Source organism: Acinetobacter sp. AOR18_HL (assembly GCF_027855145.1).
In the GTDB taxonomy this organism is placed as follows: domain Bacteria; phylum Pseudomonadota; class Gammaproteobacteria; order Pseudomonadales; family Moraxellaceae; genus Acinetobacter; species Acinetobacter pittii.
The window spans coordinates 60,988-82,182 of sequence record NZ_JAKTIG010000029.1 but is presented as its reverse complement, the minus strand read 5'-3'; the positions used below and the strand labels follow the sequence as shown (position 1 = coordinate 82,182).

At 39.9% G+C, this 21,195-nt stretch carries 19 protein-coding genes; 6 read left to right on the top strand and 13 right to left on the bottom strand.

Features of this window, described 5'->3' with window-relative positions; all coding sequences use genetic code 11:
• Window positions 1–9: 9 nt before the first annotated feature.
• Together MKL51_RS07455 and xerA are read right to left on the bottom strand one after the other, a co-directional pair.
• Window positions 10–759, bottom strand: a complete 750-nt coding sequence (locus MKL51_RS07455) for an electron transfer flavoprotein subunit beta/FixA family protein (protein ID WP_002118903.1) — start codon at window positions 757–759, stop codon at window positions 10–12.
• Between the two features lie 461 nt (window positions 760–1,220).
• Window positions 1,221–2,108 (bottom strand): site-specific tyrosine recombinase/integron integrase, encoded by an 888-nt coding sequence (gene xerA / locus MKL51_RS07450; RefSeq protein ID WP_080973505.1) that lies wholly within the window; start codon window positions 2,106–2,108, stop codon window positions 1,221–1,223.
• 165 nt (window positions 2,109–2,273) lie between these two features.
• Between xerA and MKL51_RS07445 the strand changes: the two genes are divergently transcribed.
• Window positions 2,274–2,897, top strand: coding sequence for a LysE family translocator (locus MKL51_RS07445; protein ID WP_032007054.1), 624 nt, complete (start codon window positions 2,274–2,276; stop codon window positions 2,895–2,897).
• 86 nt (window positions 2,898–2,983) lie between these two features.
• On the opposite strand, the gene dapF is transcribed toward MKL51_RS07445, so the two are convergent.
• The 5 genes from dapF to MKL51_RS07420 form a co-directional block, all read right to left on the bottom strand.
• Complete coding sequence (gene dapF / locus MKL51_RS07440; protein WP_002118553.1) at window positions 2,984–3,829, bottom strand: diaminopimelate epimerase; 846 nt, start codon at window positions 3,827–3,829, stop codon at window positions 2,984–2,986.
• 5 nt (window positions 3,830–3,834) lie between these two features.
• A complete protein-coding gene (lysA, locus tag MKL51_RS07435) occupies window positions 3,835–5,085 on the bottom strand; it encodes a diaminopimelate decarboxylase (protein WP_032007053.1) in 1,251 nt (416 codons plus the stop codon).
• 22 nt (window positions 5,086–5,107) lie between these two features.
• A complete protein-coding gene (gene lptM, locus MKL51_RS07430; protein WP_002118887.1) occupies window positions 5,108–5,329 on the bottom strand; it encodes an LPS translocon maturation chaperone LptM in 222 nt (73 codons plus the stop codon).
• A gap of 140 nt (window positions 5,330–5,469) precedes the next feature.
• Entirely contained in the window at window positions 5,470–6,876 is a 1,407-nt protein-coding gene (locus MKL51_RS07425) for an amino acid permease (protein ID WP_014207418.1), read from the bottom strand.
• Between the two features lie 313 nt (window positions 6,877–7,189).
• On the bottom strand, window positions 7,190–8,683 hold the full coding sequence (locus tag MKL51_RS07420) for an alanine/glycine:cation symporter family protein (RefSeq protein WP_049069154.1): 1,494 nt from the start codon (window positions 8,681–8,683) through the stop codon (window positions 7,190–7,192).
• Window positions 8,684–9,026: 343 nt separating this feature from the next.
• On the opposite strand from MKL51_RS07420, the gene radA reads away from it, so the two are divergent.
• Together radA and MKL51_RS07410 are read left to right on the top strand one after the other, a co-directional pair.
• Window positions 9,027–10,415 (top strand): DNA repair protein RadA, encoded by a 1,389-nt coding sequence (radA, locus tag MKL51_RS07415; RefSeq protein ID WP_005073053.1) that lies wholly within the window; start codon window positions 9,027–9,029, stop codon window positions 10,413–10,415.
• An 82-nt stretch (window positions 10,416–10,497) separates the two neighbouring features.
• Window positions 10,498–11,469, top strand: a complete 972-nt coding sequence (locus tag MKL51_RS07410) for a Tim44 domain-containing protein (protein WP_270904259.1) — start codon at window positions 10,498–10,500, stop codon at window positions 11,467–11,469.
• Window positions 11,470–11,527: 58 nt separating this feature from the next.
• Here MKL51_RS07410 and epmA read toward each other — a convergent pair whose 3' ends face one another.
• The 5 genes from epmA to MKL51_RS07385 form a co-directional block, all read right to left on the bottom strand.
• Entirely contained in the window at window positions 11,528–12,502 is a 975-nt protein-coding gene (gene epmA / locus MKL51_RS07405; RefSeq protein WP_032007051.1) for an EF-P lysine aminoacylase EpmA, read from the bottom strand.
• Complete coding sequence (locus tag MKL51_RS07400; protein WP_032007050.1) at window positions 12,499–13,566, bottom strand: 4-phosphoerythronate dehydrogenase; 1,068 nt, start codon at window positions 13,564–13,566, stop codon at window positions 12,499–12,501. Before MKL51_RS07400 ends, epmA begins: the two co-directional genes overlap by 4 nt.
• Before the next feature lie 106 nt (window positions 13,567–13,672).
• The gene (locus MKL51_RS07395) at window positions 13,673–14,065 is read right to left on the bottom strand and encodes a YkvA family protein (RefSeq protein WP_032007049.1); all 393 of its coding nucleotides are present in this window, start codon (window positions 14,063–14,065) and stop codon (window positions 13,673–13,675) included.
• A gap of 119 nt (window positions 14,066–14,184) precedes the next feature.
• Window positions 14,185–14,976, bottom strand: coding sequence for a formate dehydrogenase accessory sulfurtransferase FdhD (fdhD, locus tag MKL51_RS07390; protein ID WP_032041960.1), 792 nt, complete (start codon window positions 14,974–14,976; stop codon window positions 14,185–14,187).
• A gap of 78 nt (window positions 14,977–15,054) precedes the next feature.
• Window positions 15,055–17,463, bottom strand: a complete 2,409-nt coding sequence (locus MKL51_RS07385) for an FdhF/YdeP family oxidoreductase (protein WP_032007048.1) — start codon at window positions 17,461–17,463, stop codon at window positions 15,055–15,057.
• Window positions 17,464–17,862: 399 nt separating this feature from the next.
• Here MKL51_RS07385 and MKL51_RS07380 point away from each other — a divergent pair, with 399 nt between their 5' ends.
• Window positions 17,863–19,029 carry a glycerate kinase gene (locus MKL51_RS07380; RefSeq protein WP_032007047.1) on the top strand — a complete coding sequence of 389 codons (1,167 nt, stop codon included), beginning with the start codon at window positions 17,863–17,865 and terminating at the stop codon, window positions 19,027–19,029.
• Here MKL51_RS07380 and MKL51_RS07375 read toward each other — a convergent pair.
• On the bottom strand, window positions 19,018–19,584 hold the full coding sequence (locus MKL51_RS07375) for a TetR/AcrR family transcriptional regulator (RefSeq protein ID WP_032007046.1): 567 nt from the start codon (window positions 19,582–19,584) through the stop codon (window positions 19,018–19,020). The two genes, MKL51_RS07380 and MKL51_RS07375, sit on opposite strands and share 12 nt — an antisense overlap.
• Before the next feature lie 122 nt (window positions 19,585–19,706).
• On the opposite strand from MKL51_RS07375, the gene MKL51_RS07370 reads away from it, so the two are divergent.
• Window positions 19,707–20,489 carry an SDR family NAD(P)-dependent oxidoreductase gene (locus tag MKL51_RS07370; RefSeq protein ID WP_032007044.1) on the top strand — a complete coding sequence of 261 codons (783 nt, stop codon included), beginning with the start codon at window positions 19,707–19,709 and terminating at the stop codon, window positions 20,487–20,489.
• Between the two features lie 37 nt (window positions 20,490–20,526).
• On the top strand, window positions 20,527–21,132 hold the full coding sequence (locus MKL51_RS07365) for a nitroreductase family protein (RefSeq protein WP_002118380.1): 606 nt from the start codon (window positions 20,527–20,529) through the stop codon (window positions 21,130–21,132).
• The last annotated feature ends 63 nt before the right edge of the window (window positions 21,133–21,195 follow it).

Genomic DNA, 21,195 nt, shown 5'->3' with positions numbered 1-21,195 from the left:
CCTTCCGTATTAGATCACTTTCGCTTCATTTTTCAATTTTTCAACAAGCTCATCTACAGATTTCACTTGTACGCCAGCTTTACGTTCTGCTGGAGCTTCAACTTTAACAGTTTTAAGCTTAGTACCAGCTGTAACGCCATAATCCGCAGGAGATTTTGTATCAAGTGGCTTCTTACGAGCTTTCATGATGTTAGGCAATGCTGCATAACGTGGCTCGTTCAAACGCAAGTCAGTCGTGATGATTGCAGGAAGTGTAAGTTCAACAGTTTGTAAACCACCGTCAACTTCACGAGTCACTTGTACTTTACCGCCATCAACTTTCACTTCAGAAGCGAATGTACCTTGACCAGCACCTAATAATGCACCAAGCATTTGACCTACTTGGTTAGAGTCATCATCAATTGCTTGTTTACCAAGAAGGATAAGTTCTGGTTTTTCAGCTTCAACAACACCTTTTAAAATTTTAGCAACTTCTAAAGCGCCAATTTCATCAGTAGTTTCAACCAAAATACCACGGTCTGCGCCTAGAGCCATTGCAGAACGGATTTGTTCTTGAGCTTCTTTAGGACCTACAGAAACAACAACGATTTCTGATACTGTTCCTTTTTCTTTTAAGCGAACCGCTTCTTCCACTGCGATTTCACAAAATGGGTTAATTGACATTTTTACGTTGGTAAGGTCAACCCCACTATTGTCCGGCTTAACACGAACTTTAACGTTGGCATCAACCACGCGTTTTACAGCAACAAGAGCCTTCATGTAATCCTCGGCTGTTCTAGCAAAAGTAAATGTTGAGAAAAGTATATTAACTCTTCAATTAAAATTTTTTAGGTACCCTATCTTGCAATGTGTTTGGCATTTCGGTCAAGTCACAATTTTCTGGAACAGCACAAAAAAAATGAAATCATCAGTTCATAAAAAAATTTTAGACTGCTATGAGGGCCTATTTTATTCTTTTTAAACTCTATTTTATACATTGATTTTTATTATCTTTTTATCTTATTTAGCATATTAGCTAGAAACATAAGATTACTTTTAAAAACCATAAATCCGACGTTTTTTAGACCCTGTCGTCCACAAAATACTCAAAGATCAAAATTGTCAATTGGGTAGTTTCCCTTATTTCTCTTAAACAAATTTGTAAAAAAATACAAATGATCTCAACATTCAGCTAAAACTTATCAATTTAATTATCTATTTATTGAGTCTATTTTTAAATTTTAGTTTTTATGTGCCCTTGGATGAGCTTGATCATATACTTGTGCTAAATGATCAAAATCAATATGCGTATAAATTTGTGTCGTAGATAAATTACTATGGCCTAGCATTTCTTGTACTGAACGCAAATCACCGCTACTCGATAGCATATGGCTAGCAAAACAATGTCTGAGTAAATGCGGATGTAAATCGACATTTACACCTGCCCTTTGTGCTTGAAGCTTCACACGTTTTTCAATTTGCCTTGGAGTGAGCGCCCCTCCTCGTAAGGAAATAAAGACAGAATCATTTTGATCAAAATGTCCTTTCCAAATTTTATAAACTTTCAACCAGTTCAATAGGCTTTCTTTTGCTTTTTTCCCAAATGGTACTATACGTGTTTTATTTCCTTTACCTGTAATACGAACAAGTTGGCGATTAAAATCTACATCTTTAACAGTTAATCCCTGCAATTCAGCCAGACGTAAACCACTTGAGTAAAGTAACTCGAGCATCGCTTTATCTCTTAACCAAAGCTGCTGATCAATTGGTTTTTCAGGCATAGGTTGATCTAAAATTTGATTAACCGTTTCTATGTCGATCATGCCGGGCAAAGGTCTAGGTTGTCGTTTTAACTTAAAATCGTCAGTAGGATTAATTTCTAGATATTTACCTTGTTCAGCCCATTTCATAAATTGACGAATTGAAGTGAGATGACGTTGCATGCTACTTGAACTTAACTGGTCCTGTTCGACACGCTGCGCTAAGTACTCTCTTAAATCTGAAGCTTCAATATTTCTCAAATCTAGTTGTTTGTGCTCGCAGAACTCAAGAAAGCTTTTAACATCTCGTTCATAAGCAGTAATCGTGTGCTCAGATTGATTCTGTATTTTTCTTTCTTTTAACCACATTGAGAGCAGTTGTAATGCAAAATCCAAATTGCTCTCCATTTATTTGTTCATTTTTTTGAGTGTACCAAAAACTATGTGATCATGAAAATTTGATATCGCACAACCTAATGCTGATCTAATTTATATATTACAATTTAAACCAAGTATTCATTGGACCTTGCTGCCATGACCACCATACTCATCCCTTATTTAATTGCGATTACCTTACTTACACTTACCCCTGGTTTGGATACGACTTTAATTATTCGTACAGCAACACTTGAAGGTAAATCGAAAGCATTTCAAGCAGCGGTCGGTATTAGCCTTGGCTGTATTGTATGGGGAATTGTGGTTGCCTGTGGTCTAGGTGCCTTGCTCATGGCATCTGATATCGCTTTTAATATTCTAAAATGGATGGGTGCTGCTTATTTAGCTTGGCTGGGTTTAAATATGATTTTAAAACCACGTAGCCAACTTGCAGATATGCAAGAGAATAGTTCAAATACCTCTCCTTCACAAAATTGGTTTATTAAGGGTTTTTTAGGTAATTTACTTAATCCCAAAGTTGGTATTTTTTATATTTCATTTCTTCCACAGTTTATTCCACCACAAGCATCAGCAGTTACTTGGGTGATGGGACTGGTAATGATTCATGTGGTGATTGGAATGTTATGGTCAACTTTATTAATTTTGACTATGCAACCACTGTCACGTTATCTTAAGCAACCTAAATTTGTGAAATATATGGACCGAATTACTGGCAGTATTTTTGTGTTGTTTGCTTTGAAATTAGCTTTGAGTAAAAGATAATTAAATCAAATATTATTATACATATAAAAGAAAGCCTCTTTTATCACTTTAGCTGATGAAAAGAGGCTTCCATTTAGGTAATGCTATTAACCTTGGAAATAACGTAAATCCAAACGCCCATCATAAACATGAGTTGTTGGACCAGTCATCCAGACCACATCGCCTTCTTGCCATTCAATTTGTAACTTACCACCAGCAAGCTCAACTTCAACTGAGTTCGCAAGTAAGCCACGGCGCATACCACTTACCGCAGCAGCACATGCCCCTGTACCACAAGCTAATGTTTCACCAACACCACGTTCAAATACACGTAAGCGAACATGTTTTTCATCAATTACTTGCATAAAGCCAGCATTTACACGTTCAGGGAACCGTTTATGTGACTCAACTTGTGGACCAATGCCGGCAACATCTGCAGTTAATACATCTGGAACAATAGTGACAGCGTGAGGATTGCCCATATTGACCACATCAATATTAATGTTCTGGTCGTTAGCTAACTCAAGTGTATATAAAGCTTCTGGTTGTTCTGCAATGAATGGAATTTCATTCGGCAAGAACTTTGGGTAGCCCATATTGACGCGAACCCAACCATTTTGTCCCAACTCAGGTTTTACAATACCTGCTTTGGTTTGGACAGTAATACTTGTTTTAGTTGTTAAATGGCGCTCATGTACAAAACGAGCAAAACAGCGTACTCCGTTACCACATTGTTCAACTTCAGAACCATCTGCATTAAAAATACGATATTTAAAATCTGCTTCCGGTAAATCTGGTGGTTCAACAATTAAAAGTTGATCAAAACCGATGCCAAAATGACGATCGGCTAAGCGTTGAATTGTTTCCGTATCTAAATAAGCACGTTGGCTGATCAGATCAACCACCATAAAGTCATTGCCTAGGCCATGCATTTTAGTAAATTCTAACAACATTTCATTTACTCCTCAGGCAACAAGCGTTCATTTTCCCAAAGGGATTCAACCGTTTCACGCTCACGAATCAAATGGGCTTTATCGCCTGACACCATCACTTCTGCGGCACGGCCACGTGTGTTGTAATTTGAACTCATTACAAAACCATAAGCGCCAGCGCCAAGAACAGCTAACAAGTCATTTTCTTTTAAAGCCAATGAACGATCTTTACCAATGAAGTCACCTGTTTCACAGATTGCTCCAACGAGATCCCAAGTTTTTTCTTCAGTATCTGAACTTGGCACTACAGGTTGGATATCCATCCAAGCTTCATATAAAGCAGGGCGAATTAAATCATTCATTGCAGCATCAATAATGGCAAAGTTACGGTGGCTCGTTGGTTTGAGCAAATCAACTTTTGTTAAAAGCACACCTGCATTTGCACTAATGCTACGACCCGGTTCCATATAAACCTTGAGACCTAATTTTTCTAAAGCAGGTTTCATTGAGTTGGCATATTCTTCAACACTTGGCGGTGTTTCATCTTTATAACAAACACCTAAACCACCACCGATATCAATATGTTTAAGATTGATACCAAGTTTTTTCAATTCTTCGATCATCAACATGACACGATCTAAAGCGTCAACAAACGGTTTAGTCTCGGTCAATTGCGAACCGATGTGACAGTCAATCCCAATAATTTCAAGGTTTGGCAAAGATGCAGCATATTGATAAGTTTCATAAACGGTATCACTTGGGATACCAAATTTATTTTCTTTTAAACCAGTTGAAATATAAGGATGAGTTTTTGCATCTACATCTGGATTTACACGTAAAGAAATTGGCGCTTTTTTGCCTAGACGAGCTGCAACTTTTTGAAGGCGGTCTAGTTCTGCATAAGACTCTACGTTAAAACAAGCAATGCCTACATTTAACGATGTTTCGATATCGGCTTCGGTTTTACCCAAGCCAGAAAAAACAACTTTAGATGCATCTCCACCTGCTTTTAAAACGCGTGCAAGTTCACCACCTGATACAATATCAAAACCAGCACCAAGTTTTGCCAACACATTAAGAACAGCTATATTTGAGTTAGATTTCACCGCAAAACAGATTTGATGATCAATAAAATCAAAAGCACGGTCCATATCTAAGTAATGCTTTTCAAAAGCTGCTTTTGAATAAACATACAAAGGGGTGCCAAATTGCTGCGCAAGCTGCTCCATAGAACATTGCTCTGCATGCAATACTCCATTAATGCGAGTGAAACTCATGAATGTGTCCTTATTTCAAAGCTTAAGGTGAAGTTGTTTGGGTTGGGGCTGATGATTCAACTGGCTGTTCAGCCTGCTCATCCTGTTGAACAACTTGTTTCTGTTCTTTATTACGATAGAGCAAGTATTTCGCACGTTTGTCATAATTCGGATCAGAAGGTAGCTGTAATGCTCCTGACTGACCACAAGCGCTAAGCAAAATACTGCTGCTCAATAAACTGATGAGGCAAATGACACGACGCATCTGAGCACCTGATTTAAACAATTCGATGCAGTATACCGTGATCATGCAGGCGGCTAAAGAGTAAACTTAAAGAGAAAAACAATATGCATAAAAAACGCCAGCTTTTCAGCCAGCGTTTGATCATAAGCAAATAAATTTAATTACTTTTTATGACGTGGTTTATAGAAGAAGAAATAACCAATGATCAAGATAACAAACCAAATTGGGCTGACTTTAAGCGCTTTGAACGTATCTGGTTCTAAAGACAGCACATAAATCATACCAATAAAGAAAATAATCGTGATCCAACATGTAAATAGACCACCCGGTAATTTAAATGTTGATTTCGCATGTAGCTCAGGACGCGTAGTGTAGTAACGGATATAACTCCAGATAATGAGTAACCACACGCAAATGAACAGAATCGTTGAAAGTGTAGTTGCAAGCGTAAATGCCTCAACTGTATTTGGAACAAAATACTGTAATGCCGCACCTAACAATAAACACGCAGCAGAGAAATACAATGCATTTGCCGGTACCGCACGTCTGTTCAATTTACCAAAAGCTTTTGGACCCTGATCTTCACGAGATAAACCAAATAACATACGGCTTGTTGAGAAGACACCACTATTCATTGACGACATAACTGATGACAATACCACCAAGTTCATCAAAATCGCTGCTGCTGCCACACCTGCTTGACTGAACAAGTTTACAAATGGACTAATCGCCGGATCAATTTTATTCCAAGGTGTTACAGACATTACGATCAACAATGCCAATACGTAGAAAATAATGATACGGATTGGAATTGAGTTAATTGCTTTTGGTAAGTTACGTGCTGGATCTTTCGTTTCCGCAGCCGTTGTTCCCACAAGTTCCACACCAACAAAAGCAAAGATTGCAATCTGGAAGCCTGCCAAGAAACCATGTACACCTGTTGGGAAGAAACCACCGTTAGCCCAAAGATGAGTAAATGAAGCAACTTCCCCTGTACTTGAGGTAAAGCCTGTAAAGATCATCCATAGGCCCACAGCGATTAAAATAATAATCGCAAGAATCTTAATAAGCGCAAACCAGAATTCTAACTCACCAAATAAGCGAACTGTTAACAGGTTTAAACCCATAATAAATACAATCGCGGCAACACTGATCATCGCCCCTTCGACAGGCGAGAAAGGCAGACCATTATTGAAGAATTGTAAGTAGTAGATAATTGCAGAAAGGTCAGCGATACCAATGGTGATCCAACATAACCAGTATGTCCATCCCACAAAGTAACCCGCCCATGGACCGATTAAATCTGTGGTGAAGTCAATAAATGATTTATAGGCAAGATTTGAAAGAAGTAATTCACCAAGCGCACGCATGACAAAAAACACCATCACACCAATAATCAGGTAAATGAATAAGATTGATGGACCAGCAAGGCTAATTGTTTTACCCGATCCCATAAATAATCCTGTACCAATTGCACCGCCAATCGCAATCAACTGTAAATGCCGATTGGAGAGGCTTCGATGGAGCTCACCTTGTTCATGAGGCTCGCTCAGATTTTGATTCGACATTTTATAAATACACTCCAGTAATTTTTTTAGTCCGTTAGCTAAATTCAAATCAAAAAGACGATATCGCACCATTTGCAGGTATCTTTTAAATGTATATTTTTTGACAACTTTTCAGCTAACCAATTTGTCTGTATTGCTGATGATTCCAAGCTACATACAATTAAATCCGATAATACGCACAAGCCTTTTGCAATACAACGGACTCTCAAGTCAATTTTTGCCGTACTTGTTTAACTTCCGCATATATAAAAAGACCACCAGTAAGGTAGTCTTTTCGATTAAGGATCAGGAAATAAATTTATATTTTGAAAATTTACTTTTGCTTATTCTTCAGTTTTTCTTCCCAGAATGTCGCATTTTTAATTCCTAATTTCACAGGGTCAAATGTGTACTCTTTTACTCCAGCTTTTTGCTGTGCTTCATAATCTTTCAGTGCTTTAATCGTTGGCTTCCATACAAAATATGTCACGATAATACCAACGATATTAATCCACGCCATTAAGCCGACACCGATATCACCAATTCCCCATATATAGCCAGTTGCACTTAATACTCCATAAGACACAGATAGAATAATAAAGCACTTCGTCACAAACAATAATGATGGAGATTTTGTAATATAACTTAGATAAGTAATGTTAGTTTCAGCAATATAGTAATACGCAACAATCGTTGTGAAGGCAAAGAAGAACACAGCTAAGGCAACAAAAATTTGGCCAAAATTACCAAACATTGTACTTACTGCCATTTGAGTAAATGCAGGAGAGCCAATTTCAACAGTAGCCCCAACATTCTGTACAATAAATTGGCCTGCTTCTAATGTACCTTGTACGTTATACATACCTGTAATTAAAATCATGAATGCTGTTGCAGAGCAGACGAATAATGTATCGACATAAATCGAGAATGCCTGCACAAAACCTTGTTGAGCCGGATGTTGAACTTCCGCTGCGGCAGCTGCGTGTGGCCCTGTTCCTTGCCCCGCCTCATTTGAATAAACACCACGTTTTACCCCCCAACCGATCGCTGCACCAAGACCCGCCATAGGAGAAAAAGCATCTTCAAAAATTAATTTGATTACTCCAGGTAATTCATGAATATTCGCAATAACAATCACAACAGCCATTAGGATATAACCAGCTGCCATAAAAGGAACAACGAATTCAGCAAAGCGTGCAATCCGTTTAATTCCACCAAAAATAATGATGGCGAGTAAACCCACAATCACTACAAGTGCTACAAGTTTAAATAAACCAATATCACCAAAAATAATTGCCCCTTCGCCTGTAATCTGGGTAAATGCCTTACCTACCGCATTTGCTTGAATGCCTGGTAAAAACAAACCACAGGCTACAATTGCTGAAATTGCAAATAAAACCCCTAACCAACGCTGACCTAAACCTCTATCAAAATAAAATGCTGGGCCACCGCGATATTGTCCTTGATACTCAACTTTATAGATTTGACCTAAAGTTGATTCTACATATGCCGTGCTTGCTCCTAAAAATGCAACCAACCACATCCAAAAGACAGCACCTGGTCCACCAAAACCAATTGCTGCCGCCACCCCTGCAATATTACCGACCCCAACTCGACCTGATAATGAAACGGCTAAAGCCTGAAAAGATGAAATCCCTTGTTCAGAAGAAGTACCTTTTATTAATAGTCTGGCCATTTCCTTCATTTGACGTACTTGAACAAACCTTGTCAAAATAGAAAAAAATAAACCCGCGCCTAAGCACAGGTAAATAAGTCCTTTACTCCAGATTATGCTATTTATCCAATCAACAATTTCTGCTGCACTCATAGATATCAACCTTTTGTATTTTTAAAATACAATACTCATATTATTTTGTTCGTTTTTCACTTCAGCAATATCTATGCCATATCAATAATAAACAGTTAGATACATACCTCAGTAAAAACACCTTCCTTGGGGATAGCTTAGATTTTTTATATCCACTGAAAACAAACTCTATCTGACTTGTAAAAATCCTATATCGTGTTATTTTTGGTGTCTTTCCCTTATTAGTTCCTTAGAAGATTCCTTCAAATTTCCTCATTATCTTTTATGAAAATTTTTGGAAATAAGAATGAAGAACTTCCTAAGAACTATATTTATATAATATCGAGCAAAATTTCAATTTTTTATGAGCAAAGTCAAAACTGTTTACCGTTGCGAGCAATGTGGTGCCGATCATCTTAAATGGGCTGGTCAGTGCTCAGAGTGTGGTGAATGGAATTCTCTGACTGAAGTTAAACTTGAGCCAACTACTGCTCACCGGGCACGCCCTAAAATTGGGGGCTATGCGGGTCAAGTTGCTAACATTACAACGCTAAATAAAGTTTCAGTTTCGCATGAAACCCGGTTACCTACAGGTATTAGCGAATTTGACCGAGTGCTTGGCGGCGGTTTGGTGACCGGTTCTGTGGTGCTGATTGGTGGTGACCCCGGTATTGGTAAATCAACCATTCTTTTGCAAACTGCGACCCATATGGCAAGCGCAAAAAGCTCTGCACTTTATATTACGGGTGAAGAATCTTTATCTCAGGTAGCGCTTCGTGCGCAACGTCTTGACCTGCCAACTGACCAATTAAAAGTCATGGCTGAAACCTGTGTAGAACGCATTTGTGAGGTTTTAGAACAAGAAAAACCTGTAGTCGCTATTCTAGATTCGATTCAAACACTTTATACAGAAACCCTCCAGTCAGCTCCGGGTGGTGTTTCACAAATTCGTGAATCTGCTGCTTTATTAACCCGTTATGCAAAAAATAGTGGCACAGCGCTATTCATTGTTGGCCATGTGACCAAAGAAGGTGCACTGGCAGGTCCGCGTGTTTTAGAGCATATGGTGGACTGCGTACTTTACTTTGAAGGTCAATCAGACTCTCGCTATCGCATGATTCGTGCTGTTAAAAACCGTTTTGGCGCCGTCAATGAACTTGGCGTATTTGGCATGACTGATAAAGGCTTACGTGAAGTTGCTAACCCTTCTGCCATTTTCTTAAGTCGTTATGATGAAGCGATTCCCGGTTCAATTGTCATGATTAGCCGTGAAGGAACTCGGCCTCTTTTGGTCGAAGTGCAAGCTTTAGTTGATGATGCTCAAGGACAACCACGACGTGTTGCACTTGGTCTGGAACAAAACCGTTTAAATATGCTACTTGCTGTAATGCATCGTCATGGCGGCGTGCAAACCACTGGACAAGATGTATACGTCAACATTGTAGGTGGCTTAAAAATTACCGAAACAGGTTCTGATTTGGCTGTCTTATTAGCCTGTGCTTCAAGTTTACGTACTAAAGCATTACCTCAACAACTTGCAGTTTTTGGTGAAGTTGGTCTCTCAGGTGAAATTCGTCCTGTTCCTAATGGTCAAGAGCGCTTAAAAGAAGCAGCAAAACATGGCTTTAAATATGTCATTTTACCAAGAGGAAACGCCCCTCAAAAGGCAATTCCGGGCGTACAAGTCATTGCTGTTGCTCGATTGCATGAAGCCTTGACCGAAGCCATGCAACTCAGTGATGAATTGACATAAAAAAACATACTTTTAAGGTTGAAATTTAAGGTAAATACCTGCATAAATACTATTGTAAATTAACTTTAAACAGGAATTTCCTATGGAAGTACACCAGCGTGGCTTGATTACCGGTATTTTAATGGCTGCTTTAGCAATTTCGCCTCTTGCTGAAGCTAAACGTGCAGGTGGTGGTAAAAGCCACGGTATGGCACGATCTACCACTTCAAGCCAGTCTTATCAACAACCTCGTCAAGTGACTCCAGTTCAACAAACTACTACAGCGCCTCAGAAATCTGGTCCAGGCGTTGGTTCAATGGTTGCAGCTGGTGTGGCTGGTGCTGCCGTAGGTGCTGTTGCAGCAAATGCTTTAGCTGATGACAAACCAACATCTACTGAACAACAAGCAACACAGGCGCAAGCACAAGAAGAGAAAAAAGGTGGTATTCCAAGTTGGATTTGGGTATTACTTGCAGCAGCTCTAGCTTTCTTTGTATTCCGTAAATTGGGATCAAAAAAAAAATTAGCAGCTAATAATCCTTACGCACCAAATAATGGCGGTCAAAACCCATTTGGCCGTTCTGCTGCACCACAAGCAACTCCACGTATTGCTGGCGATAATACAAATATCTTTGGTCAATCTGTGGGTGGCGGTGCAGCAACGCAAGCACCTTTTGGCGGTGTTACAACGAGCAATGGCAATCAACTTCCAGATGGTAGTGAACCAGCTGCGTTCTTACGTATTGCACGTCAACGTTTTAATCACATCCAATCGATGAATACTGCAAGTAACATTGAAGAAATTCGCCGTTACTTAACACCAGAACTTTATAGTTCTATGTATAACGACATCATGGCCAACCAAGATCAAGACGTTGCTGAATTTAGTAACTTGAATGCGATGGTTGTAGATAGTGCGACTGAAAATGGTCAATACGTAGTAAGCGTACGTTTCACTGGTACAGTAAGTGAAGACTTAAACAGCTTGCCACAACCGTTTACCGAAATCTGGCACTTTGTTAAACCTGCTGGCTCTCAGCAAGACTGGGTTGTTGCAGGTATTCAACAAGCTTAAGCTAAATAAATCCTAAATAAAAAAGCCACAATATTGTGGCTTTTTTATTTGTCAGCGTTTAAGCAATTTCTGCTGGAAAGGTCACTACTTTTTCAATTTTGACCTGATCCATTGCAACCATGAGTAAACGGTCTACACCTAAAGCGATACCTGAGCATTCCGGCATATGAGGCAACGCTGCTAACAGATGCTCATCTAAAGGCATAACATGAAGCCCCTGCTTAGCCCGCTCTGCATTATCTGCTTCAAAGCGTGAACGTAACACATCTGCATCGAGCAATTCATCGTAGGCATTGGCTAGCTCTAAGCCTTCAATATAAACCTCGAAACGCGCCGCGACCTCTTCCCCATCTTCATCTACTTTCACTTTTGCCAAAGAGGCCATTTCTGCTGGAAAGTCAGTTAAAAAAACTGGAGCATCAAAACCTAAACTTGGTTCAACAAAATGAGAAAATAACAAATCCATATAAGCTAGGCGATCATCACCCAAGTCGAGATTTAACCCCACACGATTTGCCGTATCTTTGAGTTGTTTCAAAGTTGCCTGCAAAGGGTTGATATCAAGACGATCTTGAAAGGCATGTTTATAACTTAAAACAAAAGGACGAACTTCACCAAAACGATGCTGCAAACAGGTTTGCAATAAATCGGCTGTTTCATGCATTAACGCTTTTAAGTCCAGACCCGGACGGTACCATTCAAGCATGGTAAATTCACTATTGTGTTTACGCCCGTGTTCATCATCGCGGAACACCTTACAAATCTGGTAAATCGGCCCACTACCGCTCGCCAATAAACGCTTCATCGCAAACTCTGGTGAAGTCTGTAAATATTGCGTTTGCAATTTGCCATTAATATGGCGCAAAGCCTGAACCGAAGCTAGATGCACATCGGTGACACCTGCTTGTGAAACGATCGGTGTTTCAACTTCCATAACATCACGTTCCGCAAAAAACTGACGAATTTGGGTATAGAGCTTGGCACGTGCTTTTAAGGCATCAATTGAACAAGTAGGTTGATAACTTAAACTCATGCCTGTGGTCCCCCATGTGCTGCCCATTCACGGCGCAGCGGATAATTTTTACGTAATAAATCAAATGCTTTTTGCTCTACTTTTCCGTCTTTAATACAGGCACGAATGTTGGCATCATCTTGAGCAATATCATAAATTTGAGATAGTTTTTGGTTTAACACCGCTTTTAAATCATATCCTGAAAAATAGTCTTCGCATGCAGGTAGCTGAGTTTCAAAACGCTTATTAATGTCGTATCCAAATTCTTGGCAAAACGCTTCATAAATCATTTGGGTACCGCGGGCTTTTCCTTCAAGGCTATAACCAGCAATATGCGGTGTTGCTAAAGCCAACATGTCTATGAGTTCTTCTGATATGACTGGTTCATGCTCAAATACATCAAGCACCACTTTACGCTGTGTACGTTGAATATCTTCCATTAAAGCGGCTTCTTTCACGACTGGACCACGTGCACTATTAATTAAAATCGTGTCAGGTTGAAGCGCTGCAAAAGCTTTTTCATCAAACAAATGATATGTGGGATGTTGACCGTTTTTTGTAAGCGGCACATGAATTGAAATGGCATTGGCTTGTTGCAACAGAGTTTCTAAGCTTACATTTTCAATTGTGTCTAGTTTCACATATGGGTCAAAGCCAATTACATTCCAGCCAAGTAACTGAGCCATATAAGCCAAGCGCTTACCGACGTTGCCAAGGCCAACAATACCTAGGGTAAATTTTTCTTGTTGTTCTAAAAGGTTTGCATCTAAATGAAGTAAAGCAGTAATGACATATTCAGCAACCGCTTGCGCATTACAACCAGCCGCATTTGCCCATGTAATTCCTTGTTTTTCTAACGCCGCAATATCTAAATGATCGGTCCCGATTGTGGCACTGCCCACATATTTTAATGCTGTGTTTTCAATTAAACTTGCGTTAACTGCAGTAACCGAGCGGACCAGTAAAGCTTCAGCATCTTTTACATCTGCATGGGTTAAAGTGCGCCCTGCTTTGTGTTGAATATCGCCAAACTCAGAAAAAAAGTAATCGGTAAATGCCAAATTTTCATCTGCGACGATTTTCATTGTCTGCAACCCATAGCTTATAAAAACGTTATTATCCTTTGAGTTGTAGCAAAGCACAATGTTAATGCCTTTAAATTCACGATTCTAAACTTTGACGGTTTGCAAATTACAAGCCACCACCAAAGTAGAAATAGGCCATTACGGCCAGTGTGATCCAAACTAGAATAATCAACACAGCAACCAAATAATTTTGAGGTCGACGCTCCTGTTGATCTAACCATTCTTCAGCTTGTTGTTCCGCATCTAAAATGACTTGTTGAGGTGTAAAACGCATAGCTAACCAAATCAGCATCGGTAGAATGATGGCCTCATCTAAAAGGCCTAAAATAGGAATAAAATCTGGAATTAAATCGATTGGACTAAAGGCATAAGCCACAGCCACCACAGCAATAACTTTTGGGAACCATGGCATTTGAGGATGCTTTGATGCAAACCAAAGCATAATAATTTGTTTTTTTAGACGTTTTGCCCATTCTTTTAGTGATTGTAACCAAGACATTTGGACAGACTCTGAACCTTTAGAGTTTTATAATAATCCATAAAACCTATCCTTAGCTTAAAAGCCAAAGAAATGTCAGATGAGCTCTATTTTAGGTTCTTCATCTTGAACAATATATTTTAAATTTCTGTATATAAAACAAATCTATCTCCTCTACAAAAACTCGCCAAAGTCAGGCCAGATTGTTTTGCTAATTGAATAGCCATGCTGGTAGGTGCTGAAATTGACGCCAGTAGGCTGATGTTCAGCTGAGCACATTTTCGTATTAGCTCATAACTTGCCCGACTGGTCATCACCACAAAACCTAAACTGGTGTCGTAGTTTTCTTGCGCTAAATAACCGATTAATTTATCTAAAGCATTATGGCGGCCAACATCTTCAAATAAAGCCACGATTTGTCCATCAATCACCCATGCTGCGGCATGTGCGCCACCCGTTAAAGCGGTAATTTCCTGTTGGGCTTTTAAGTGAGAAATGGCACTCGGAATTTGCTCAAGCCATATTTTTGATGCATGCGTTGTAATTTTAGGAACATCTAACTGAAACTGCTCTAAGCTTTCAATTCCACATAAACCACAGCCTGTACGGCCTACCATCATTCGGCGATGTTCTTTTAATGCAGCAAACGCTCTAGATGAAATGGTCATTTCAACCGTAATGCCCAATTCATTTTGATGTACATCAAGCGCATATAGCTCTTTTAAGCTTGTTAAAATTCCTTCGGAGAGACTAAAGCCTTTGGCAAATAAATCAACATCAGTCGGTGTGGCCATCATCACCGCATGCGAAATACCGTTATACACCAAGGCGATTGGGTACTCTTGCACAATATGATCTAAAACATTTTCAGAGTTGGTTTTGTTAAACCGCTGTACTAGTAATGTTTCAACCCCATAAGAATGTGGTGTCAAAATTATTTCCTTTATTTCAAAATGGCGCTTGTTTAGAGCGCCATTTGTTTGGATGATATTTTTTAATATTGCCTTTGATTAAAGGTTGCTTACTTTCTTATCGGCATCTTCAGGGGCTACTGCGGTTGCCAAGTTAAAATGCTCTGGCGCATTTCCGGGATGCAAAATCACAGGAACGCTTTTTGAAGCAGGAATCTTGGCATATTTATCATGACTACTTAATGCCACCAAAGGATTAGTTTCTGGATAGTAAGCGGCTAAACTGCCTCGCGGAATGTTGTACGGCACAATACGGAAACTATGCACGATACGTTTCACACCGTCCGAGAAAACACTTTCAATATCGACCCATTGGTTTGCTTCGAAACCAGCTTCATCAATATCAGCTTGGTTCATAAACAACACACGGCGCTGACCAAACACTCCGCGGTAACGGTCATCTAGACCATAAAGTGTCGTGTTGTATTGGTCATGAGAACGCGTGGTCATTAAGGTATAAACTTTACTGTCGGTATATGCGGCAGCGTACTGATTTTCTTTATCGGCATAGACTTCACTCAGCGGTGTAATCATAAACTGCGCTTTACCACTTTTTGTATTCCAGATGTGCTGATTGGCTGGATGTTCAAGGTGGAAGCCACCCGGCTTATAAACACGTAAATTAAAGTCATGGAACTCATCAAATACATCGGCAATTGAGTCACGAATACGGTCATAGCTTTCGATATACCATTTCCACTTAATTTGGCTGTCTGGAAGCACTGCTTCAGCCATTCGGGCGACGATATCTGGTTCAGACAAAATATTGTCAGAAATTGGAGCGTTACGCCCTGCTGACAAATGAATATTACTCATCGAATCTTCGACTGAAATTGCCTGTGGGCCATGAAGCTGCTCATCAATTTCGGTACGCCCTAAACATGGCAAAATAAGTGCATCTTTACCACACACCAAATGGCTACGGTTTAACTTGGTTGCGACATGAACGGTTAAATTACACTTTCTAAGTGCTTCTTGGGTATGCGGCGTATCTGGCGTTGCAACTGCAAAGTTCCCACCCAAACCAATAAAGACTTTGACCTCGCCTTCAGCCATGGCTTTAATGGTCTCAACAACACCATGCCCATTTTTTCTCGGTGATTTAATTCCAAATACGCGGTCAATGTTATCGAGTAATTTAGGGCTAGGCAGTTCATTAATACCCATGGTTCGGTCGCCTTGCACGTTACTGTGTCCACGAACTGGACATAGCCCTGCACCCGGTCTGCCAATTTGTCCACGCGCCAACAATAAATTTGCCAGCATATGTACGTTAGCTGTGCCGTGGCGGTGTTGCGTGATACCCATTCCCCAACAGAAAATTGAACGCTCTGATTCTAAAAAGAGTTTGGCGAGTTTTTCTAAATGTTCAGGCGATAACCCTGAGTGTTTATAAATATCTGCCCATTCAGTTCTTTCAACCTCAGCAATCATTTCATCAAAACCAACGGTATTAACCGCAATAAAGTTTCGGTCAAAAACGCTTGGTTTACCTGAGGCAAGTGCTTTTTTATCCCACTCATTTAAGTGCTTTAACATCCCTAACATTAGTGCATAGTCGCCCCCAATTTTAGGTTGGAAATAATAACGACTAATTGGCGTACTACCGTTAGTCATCATTTCAAGCGGTGCTTGCGGGTCTTGGAAACGCTCAAGACCTCGCTCTTTAATTGGGTTAATCGCAATAATGTTGCCGCCACGTTTAGATACTTCACGCAAAGTACCTAACATACGTGGATGGTTGGTTCCGGGGTTATGACCAAAACTAAAAATAGCATCGGCTACGTCAAAGTCTTCTAGGGTGACTGTGCCTTTTCCTAAACCAATCGAGTCAAGTAAGCCAACACTTGTGGTTTCATGACACATGTTCGAGCAGTCTGGAAAGTTATTTGTACCAAAGCTTCGCACAAATAATTGATATAAAAATGCTGCTTCGTTACTGGCACGGCCAGAGGTATAAAATGCCGCTTGGTCTGGGTTGTCTAGCACATGTAAATGTTGAGCAATGAGTTTAAATGCATCGTCCCATGAAATAGGCACATATTTATCGGTTGCAGCATCATAGCGAACTGGGTCTGTTAAGCGGCCTAAGTCTTCGAGGAAAAAGTCACTTTGTTCTGATAACCAACTGACGGTATGCCCTGCGAAATATTCAGGAGTCACTGTTTTACTGGTTGCTTCAAAGGCAACTGCTTTTGCACCATTTTCACAGAAGTTAAAGGCATGAGCATCTTTCTTTTCTGGCCATGCACAGCCGGGACAGTCAAAACCTGTAGGCTGGTTAATGTTGAGTAAGGTAATTGAACCTTTACCTAAAATATCTTGTCGCTTTAAGTTTCGAGCAACACTAAGGAGTGCGCCCCACCCGCCAGCAGGATGAGTATATGGCTCAATTCGCGCAAAACCGTTATTTTCCTGTATATGCTTTTGTTCTTCTGAATTATCCACTTTTTCATCCTCTTATTTCTTCTTAGGCATTCAACAGATCCAATAAAACCACAATTTAATTATGCTTATATTAAGAATCGCTGCTGTCTATCTTATGGGCAGAGTCCGCTTGGTATGTTATTCACCATATTTTAAAAAGCTGGCTCAACTGTTCTTATAATATGTGCCATATTTTTTACAATTACAATCATTTAGGCCAACGGCGCTATTTATAGAAAAACATATAAAACAATGAGTTAAAAAGATAGAAACTCCGCCTTTTACAGATCAAAACATTATTGGCTTTTATTTTTAACAGATTGAAAGCCTTTTAAAATTGATGTTTACATGTCTTTATCTATGTTTTTTTCGTATTAAACAGTATAAAACAATTAAAAATCTATCCACATTAGAGCATTTATGAAGGTTGTGATCGCCCCTGACTCATTTAAAGACAGCTTATCTGCTTTAAACGTAGCTCAGGCCATTGCCAAAGGATGGCAAGAAGTTTTTCCTCATGCAGAAACGATTTTATGCCCGATGGCCGATGGCGGCGAAGGAACTATTGAAGCAGTGTTAGAGGTCTGTGAAGGTGAATGGCGTGAAAAAACTGTAGTCGGGCCATTAGGTCAGCCTGTTCAAGCCAAATGGGGCTGGTTAGAAAAACAAAAAATCGCCATCATTGAAATGGCTCAAGCGAGCGGCATACAGTTAGTCCCACCGTCAGAGCGTGATGCTTGCCACAGCACAACGTTTGGAACAGGCCAGCTCATTCTGGATGCTTTAGACGCAGGCGCAAAAGACATTATTTTAACTGTGGGTGGTAGTGCTACTAATGATGGCGGCACAGGATTACTGAGTGCTTTAGGTGTGGTTTTACTCGATGCCAACCAAGAGGTTTTACCCGCAGGTGGTCTCGCTCTAAGCAACCTATCAAAAATTGATTTAACACATTTCGACTCACGTATTCAGCACACGCGGTTTTTACTGGCTGCCGATGTGAGCAATCCACTTTGCGGTCCTAACGGTGCATCATCTATTTTTGGGCCACAAAAAGGAGCTTCTCCTGCTCAAGTACAACTACTTGATGAAGCGCTTTCCAATTTTGCCGATGTCTCTGCGGAACTTTTAGGTTTCGATAAACGAGATGAAGCGGGTTCTGGTGCTGCAGGAGGTTTAGGCTTTGCAGCCAAAAGTTATTTAAATGCAGACTTTAAAGCTGGAGTCAAAGTCGTGGCTGAACTGAATCAGCTTGAGCATAAAATTTCTGACGCAGATTGGGTCATTACCGGTGAAGGTAAATTTGACCAACAAACCTTAAGCGGTAAAACCGTTTTCGGGGTAAGCCAAATTGCCAAAGCCCACAATGTTCCTGTCATTGTGATTGCAGGAACTTTAGGCCAAGGCTATCAAGCACTTTATGAGCACGGCGTTACGGCTGCTTTTTCGCTAACAAATGGTCCCATCACATTAGAACAAGCCTGCGAACATGCAACCAAACTCATTTATGAGCGAACCGTCGATATAGCGAGGTTAATTCAGTTTAGCCAAACCAGCTTGAAAGATAAAAAAAGTTTAATCGGCTAACTTTAAAAGACTCTCTTTACAGCTTTCCAATATTTCATCGCTAAGGATTGATTGGTCTGGGCATGCGCGAGACAAGGCAATTGCCCCTACGGATTGAGCAAGAATATTAATAGCTTGCTTTCTCAACTCTGGCGCTTCCAAAGAAGCTTGTTTTGCACGTTCATTCATAATGAACTGAATAAGTTGCTCAATGCCCTCTTCAAATTCGACTTTTACTTCGTCTGGTTGTCTTGCAGCATCACAAGATAATGCTGTTAGAGTACATCCCAAATCTCGATTATCTCGATGAGTGCGAGACACATAAAGCTGAATAAATTGAGTTAAGTTTAAGCCTTCTATTCTTTTTAAGACTTGCTCAAGCCCATGTTTAACAGTAATTGAGACAAGGTCTGTTTTCGAGCTGAAATGTTTATAAAACCCACCGTGGGTAAAGCCTGCGCTAGACATTAATTCAGCAATGCCTACACCGTCATAGCCTTTGCTACGAAACAGTTGAGTCGCCTTCTCGACAATTTTTTCTCGGTTTTCTTTTACCTGAGTTTTACTGACTTTCATGTTGGCCTACCCACTTTTACTCACCCTATTCGTCACAATTATACATTGATTATGGTTGACATCAAAACTTGCATATTTTAGATTATAGTTATCATCTAAAAATTAAAGCGTGGAGACATCACATGTCAGCTCAATCGAAAGTACTTATTACAGGAGCTTCGTCAGGAATTGGTTCTGTCTATGCAGACCGATTTGCTCAACGTGGCCATAACTTAATCTTGGTTGCACGAGACACCAACCGTCTAGATAAAATCTCAAAAGATCTTCAAGAAAAATACGGCGTACAAGTCGAGTTCATTCAAGCCGATCTATCAAACGATCAAGACATCAGTAAAATTGAAGATGTACTCAAAAACGATGCTGATATTGAAATCTTGGTAAATAACGCTGGCATTGCACTGAACGGAAACTTTTTAACTCAAGATATTAAAGACATTGAAAAACTTATTAATTTAAATATGACTGCGGTTGTTCGTTTGTCTCATGCAATTTCGCAATCACTTAGACATAAAGGTAAAGGCGCAATTATTAATTTAGGCTCTGTGCTTGGATTAGCGCCTGAATTTGGTTCTACCATTTATGGCGCAAGTAAATCTTTCATCCAATTTTTTAGCCAAGGCTTATATTTAGAATTAAAAAATCATGGCGTGCATGTTCAAGCCGTATTGCCTTCGGCAACTAAAACCGAAATTTGGGAACGTTCTGGCATCGACTTAAGCCAAGTTCCACCATTAATGGATGTCAATGATTTGGTCGATGCCGCTCTGATTGGTTTTGATCGTAAAGAAACAATTACAATTCCTGTGCTGAAAGACGAAAATCAATGGAATAATTTTGAAAAATCACGTATCACATTACTACCAAACTTTTCTTCGGCTGATGTAGCCCAACGTTATAAAAATTAACGAATACCGCTACCCAACTCTTAAGTAGGAAAATCTTATGAATGTTATTGATGCCATCCGTAACCGCCGCGCAGTTAAACGCTTCGACCCTGCTTTTCAACTTTCTGAAGATAACAAAAAGCAGTTGTTGCAAGAAGTTTTAGCAAATGCGCCAAGCGCTTTTAACTTACAACATTGGCGTCCAGTCATCATTGAAGATACTGAGTTAAGACAAAAAATTCGCACCATTGCTTGGGATCAACCACAAGTTACAGAATCATCATTACTAATTGTGTTGTGTGCAAAAGTAAATACATGGGAAGTTGATGCTAAGCGTGTGTGGGATGGCGCGACTCCAGAAGTACAAAATATTATGGCTGGCGCAATTGACCAATATTACCGTGACCGTCCACAAACCCAACGTGACGAAGTTATGCGTAGTGCAGGTATTTTTGCTCAAACCTTGATGCTTCTTGCTCAAGAGCATGGTTTAGACAGTTGCCCTATGGATGGTTTTGACTTTGACGCAATGGCGAAGCTCATTAACTTACCTGAAGATCACGTGGTATGTTTAATGATTGCTGTTGGTAAGTCAGCTTCCGAACCTTACCCACGCGTGGGCAAACTTCCTTACGACGATGTCATTATTCAAAATACATTCTAAGTTTTTAGTCAGATTTTAGGCCCTCATGCTATTTATAGCATGAGGGCCTAATTGTTAATGACA

Coding starts and splice junctions, on each gene's coding strand:
- lptM (WP_002118887.1), bottom strand. CDS start 5,329: ATGCGTCGTGTCATTTGCCTCATCAGTTTATTGAGCAGCAGTATTTTG.
- MKL51_RS07455 (WP_002118903.1), bottom strand. CDS start 759: ATGAAGGCTCTTGTTGCTGTAAAACGCGTGGTTGATGCCAACGTTAAA.
- MKL51_RS07370 (WP_032007044.1), top strand. CDS start 19,707: ATGTCAGCTCAATCGAAAGTACTTATTACAGGAGCTTCGTCAGGAATT.
- MKL51_RS07375 (WP_032007046.1), bottom strand. CDS start 19,584: ATGAAAGTCAGTAAAACTCAGGTAAAAGAAAACCGAGAAAAAATTGTC.
- MKL51_RS07380 (WP_032007047.1), top strand. CDS start 17,863: ATGAAGGTTGTGATCGCCCCTGACTCATTTAAAGACAGCTTATCTGCT.
- dapF (WP_002118553.1), bottom strand. CDS start 3,829: ATGTTGTTAGAATTTACTAAAATGCATGGCCTAGGCAATGACTTTATG.
- MKL51_RS07420 (WP_049069154.1), bottom strand. CDS start 8,683: ATGAGTGCAGCAGAAATTGTTGATTGGATAAATAGCATAATCTGGAGT.
- MKL51_RS07410 (WP_270904259.1), top strand. CDS start 10,498: ATGGAAGTACACCAGCGTGGCTTGATTACCGGTATTTTAATGGCTGCT.
- MKL51_RS07400 (WP_032007050.1), bottom strand. CDS start 13,566: ATGAAAATCGTCGCAGATGAAAATTTGGCATTTACCGATTACTTTTTT.
- MKL51_RS07425 (WP_014207418.1), bottom strand. CDS start 6,876: ATGTCGAATCAAAATCTGAGCGAGCCTCATGAACAAGGTGAGCTCCAT.
- MKL51_RS07395 (WP_032007049.1), bottom strand. CDS start 14,065: ATGTCTTGGTTACAATCACTAAAAGAATGGGCAAAACGTCTAAAAAAA.
- epmA (WP_032007051.1), bottom strand. CDS start 12,502: ATGAGTTTAAGTTATCAACCTACTTGTTCAATTGATGCCTTAAAAGCA.
- radA (WP_005073053.1), top strand. CDS start 9,027: ATGAGCAAAGTCAAAACTGTTTACCGTTGCGAGCAATGTGGTGCCGAT.
- xerA (WP_080973505.1), bottom strand. CDS start 2,108: ATGTGGTTAAAAGAAAGAAAAATACAGAATCAATCTGAGCACACGATT.
- lysA (WP_032007053.1), bottom strand. CDS start 5,085: ATGAGTTTCACTCGCATTAATGGAGTATTGCATGCAGAGCAATGTTCT.
- MKL51_RS07365 (WP_002118380.1), top strand. CDS start 20,527: ATGAATGTTATTGATGCCATCCGTAACCGCCGCGCAGTTAAACGCTTC.
- MKL51_RS07445 (WP_032007054.1), top strand. CDS start 2,274: ATGACCACCATACTCATCCCTTATTTAATTGCGATTACCTTACTTACA.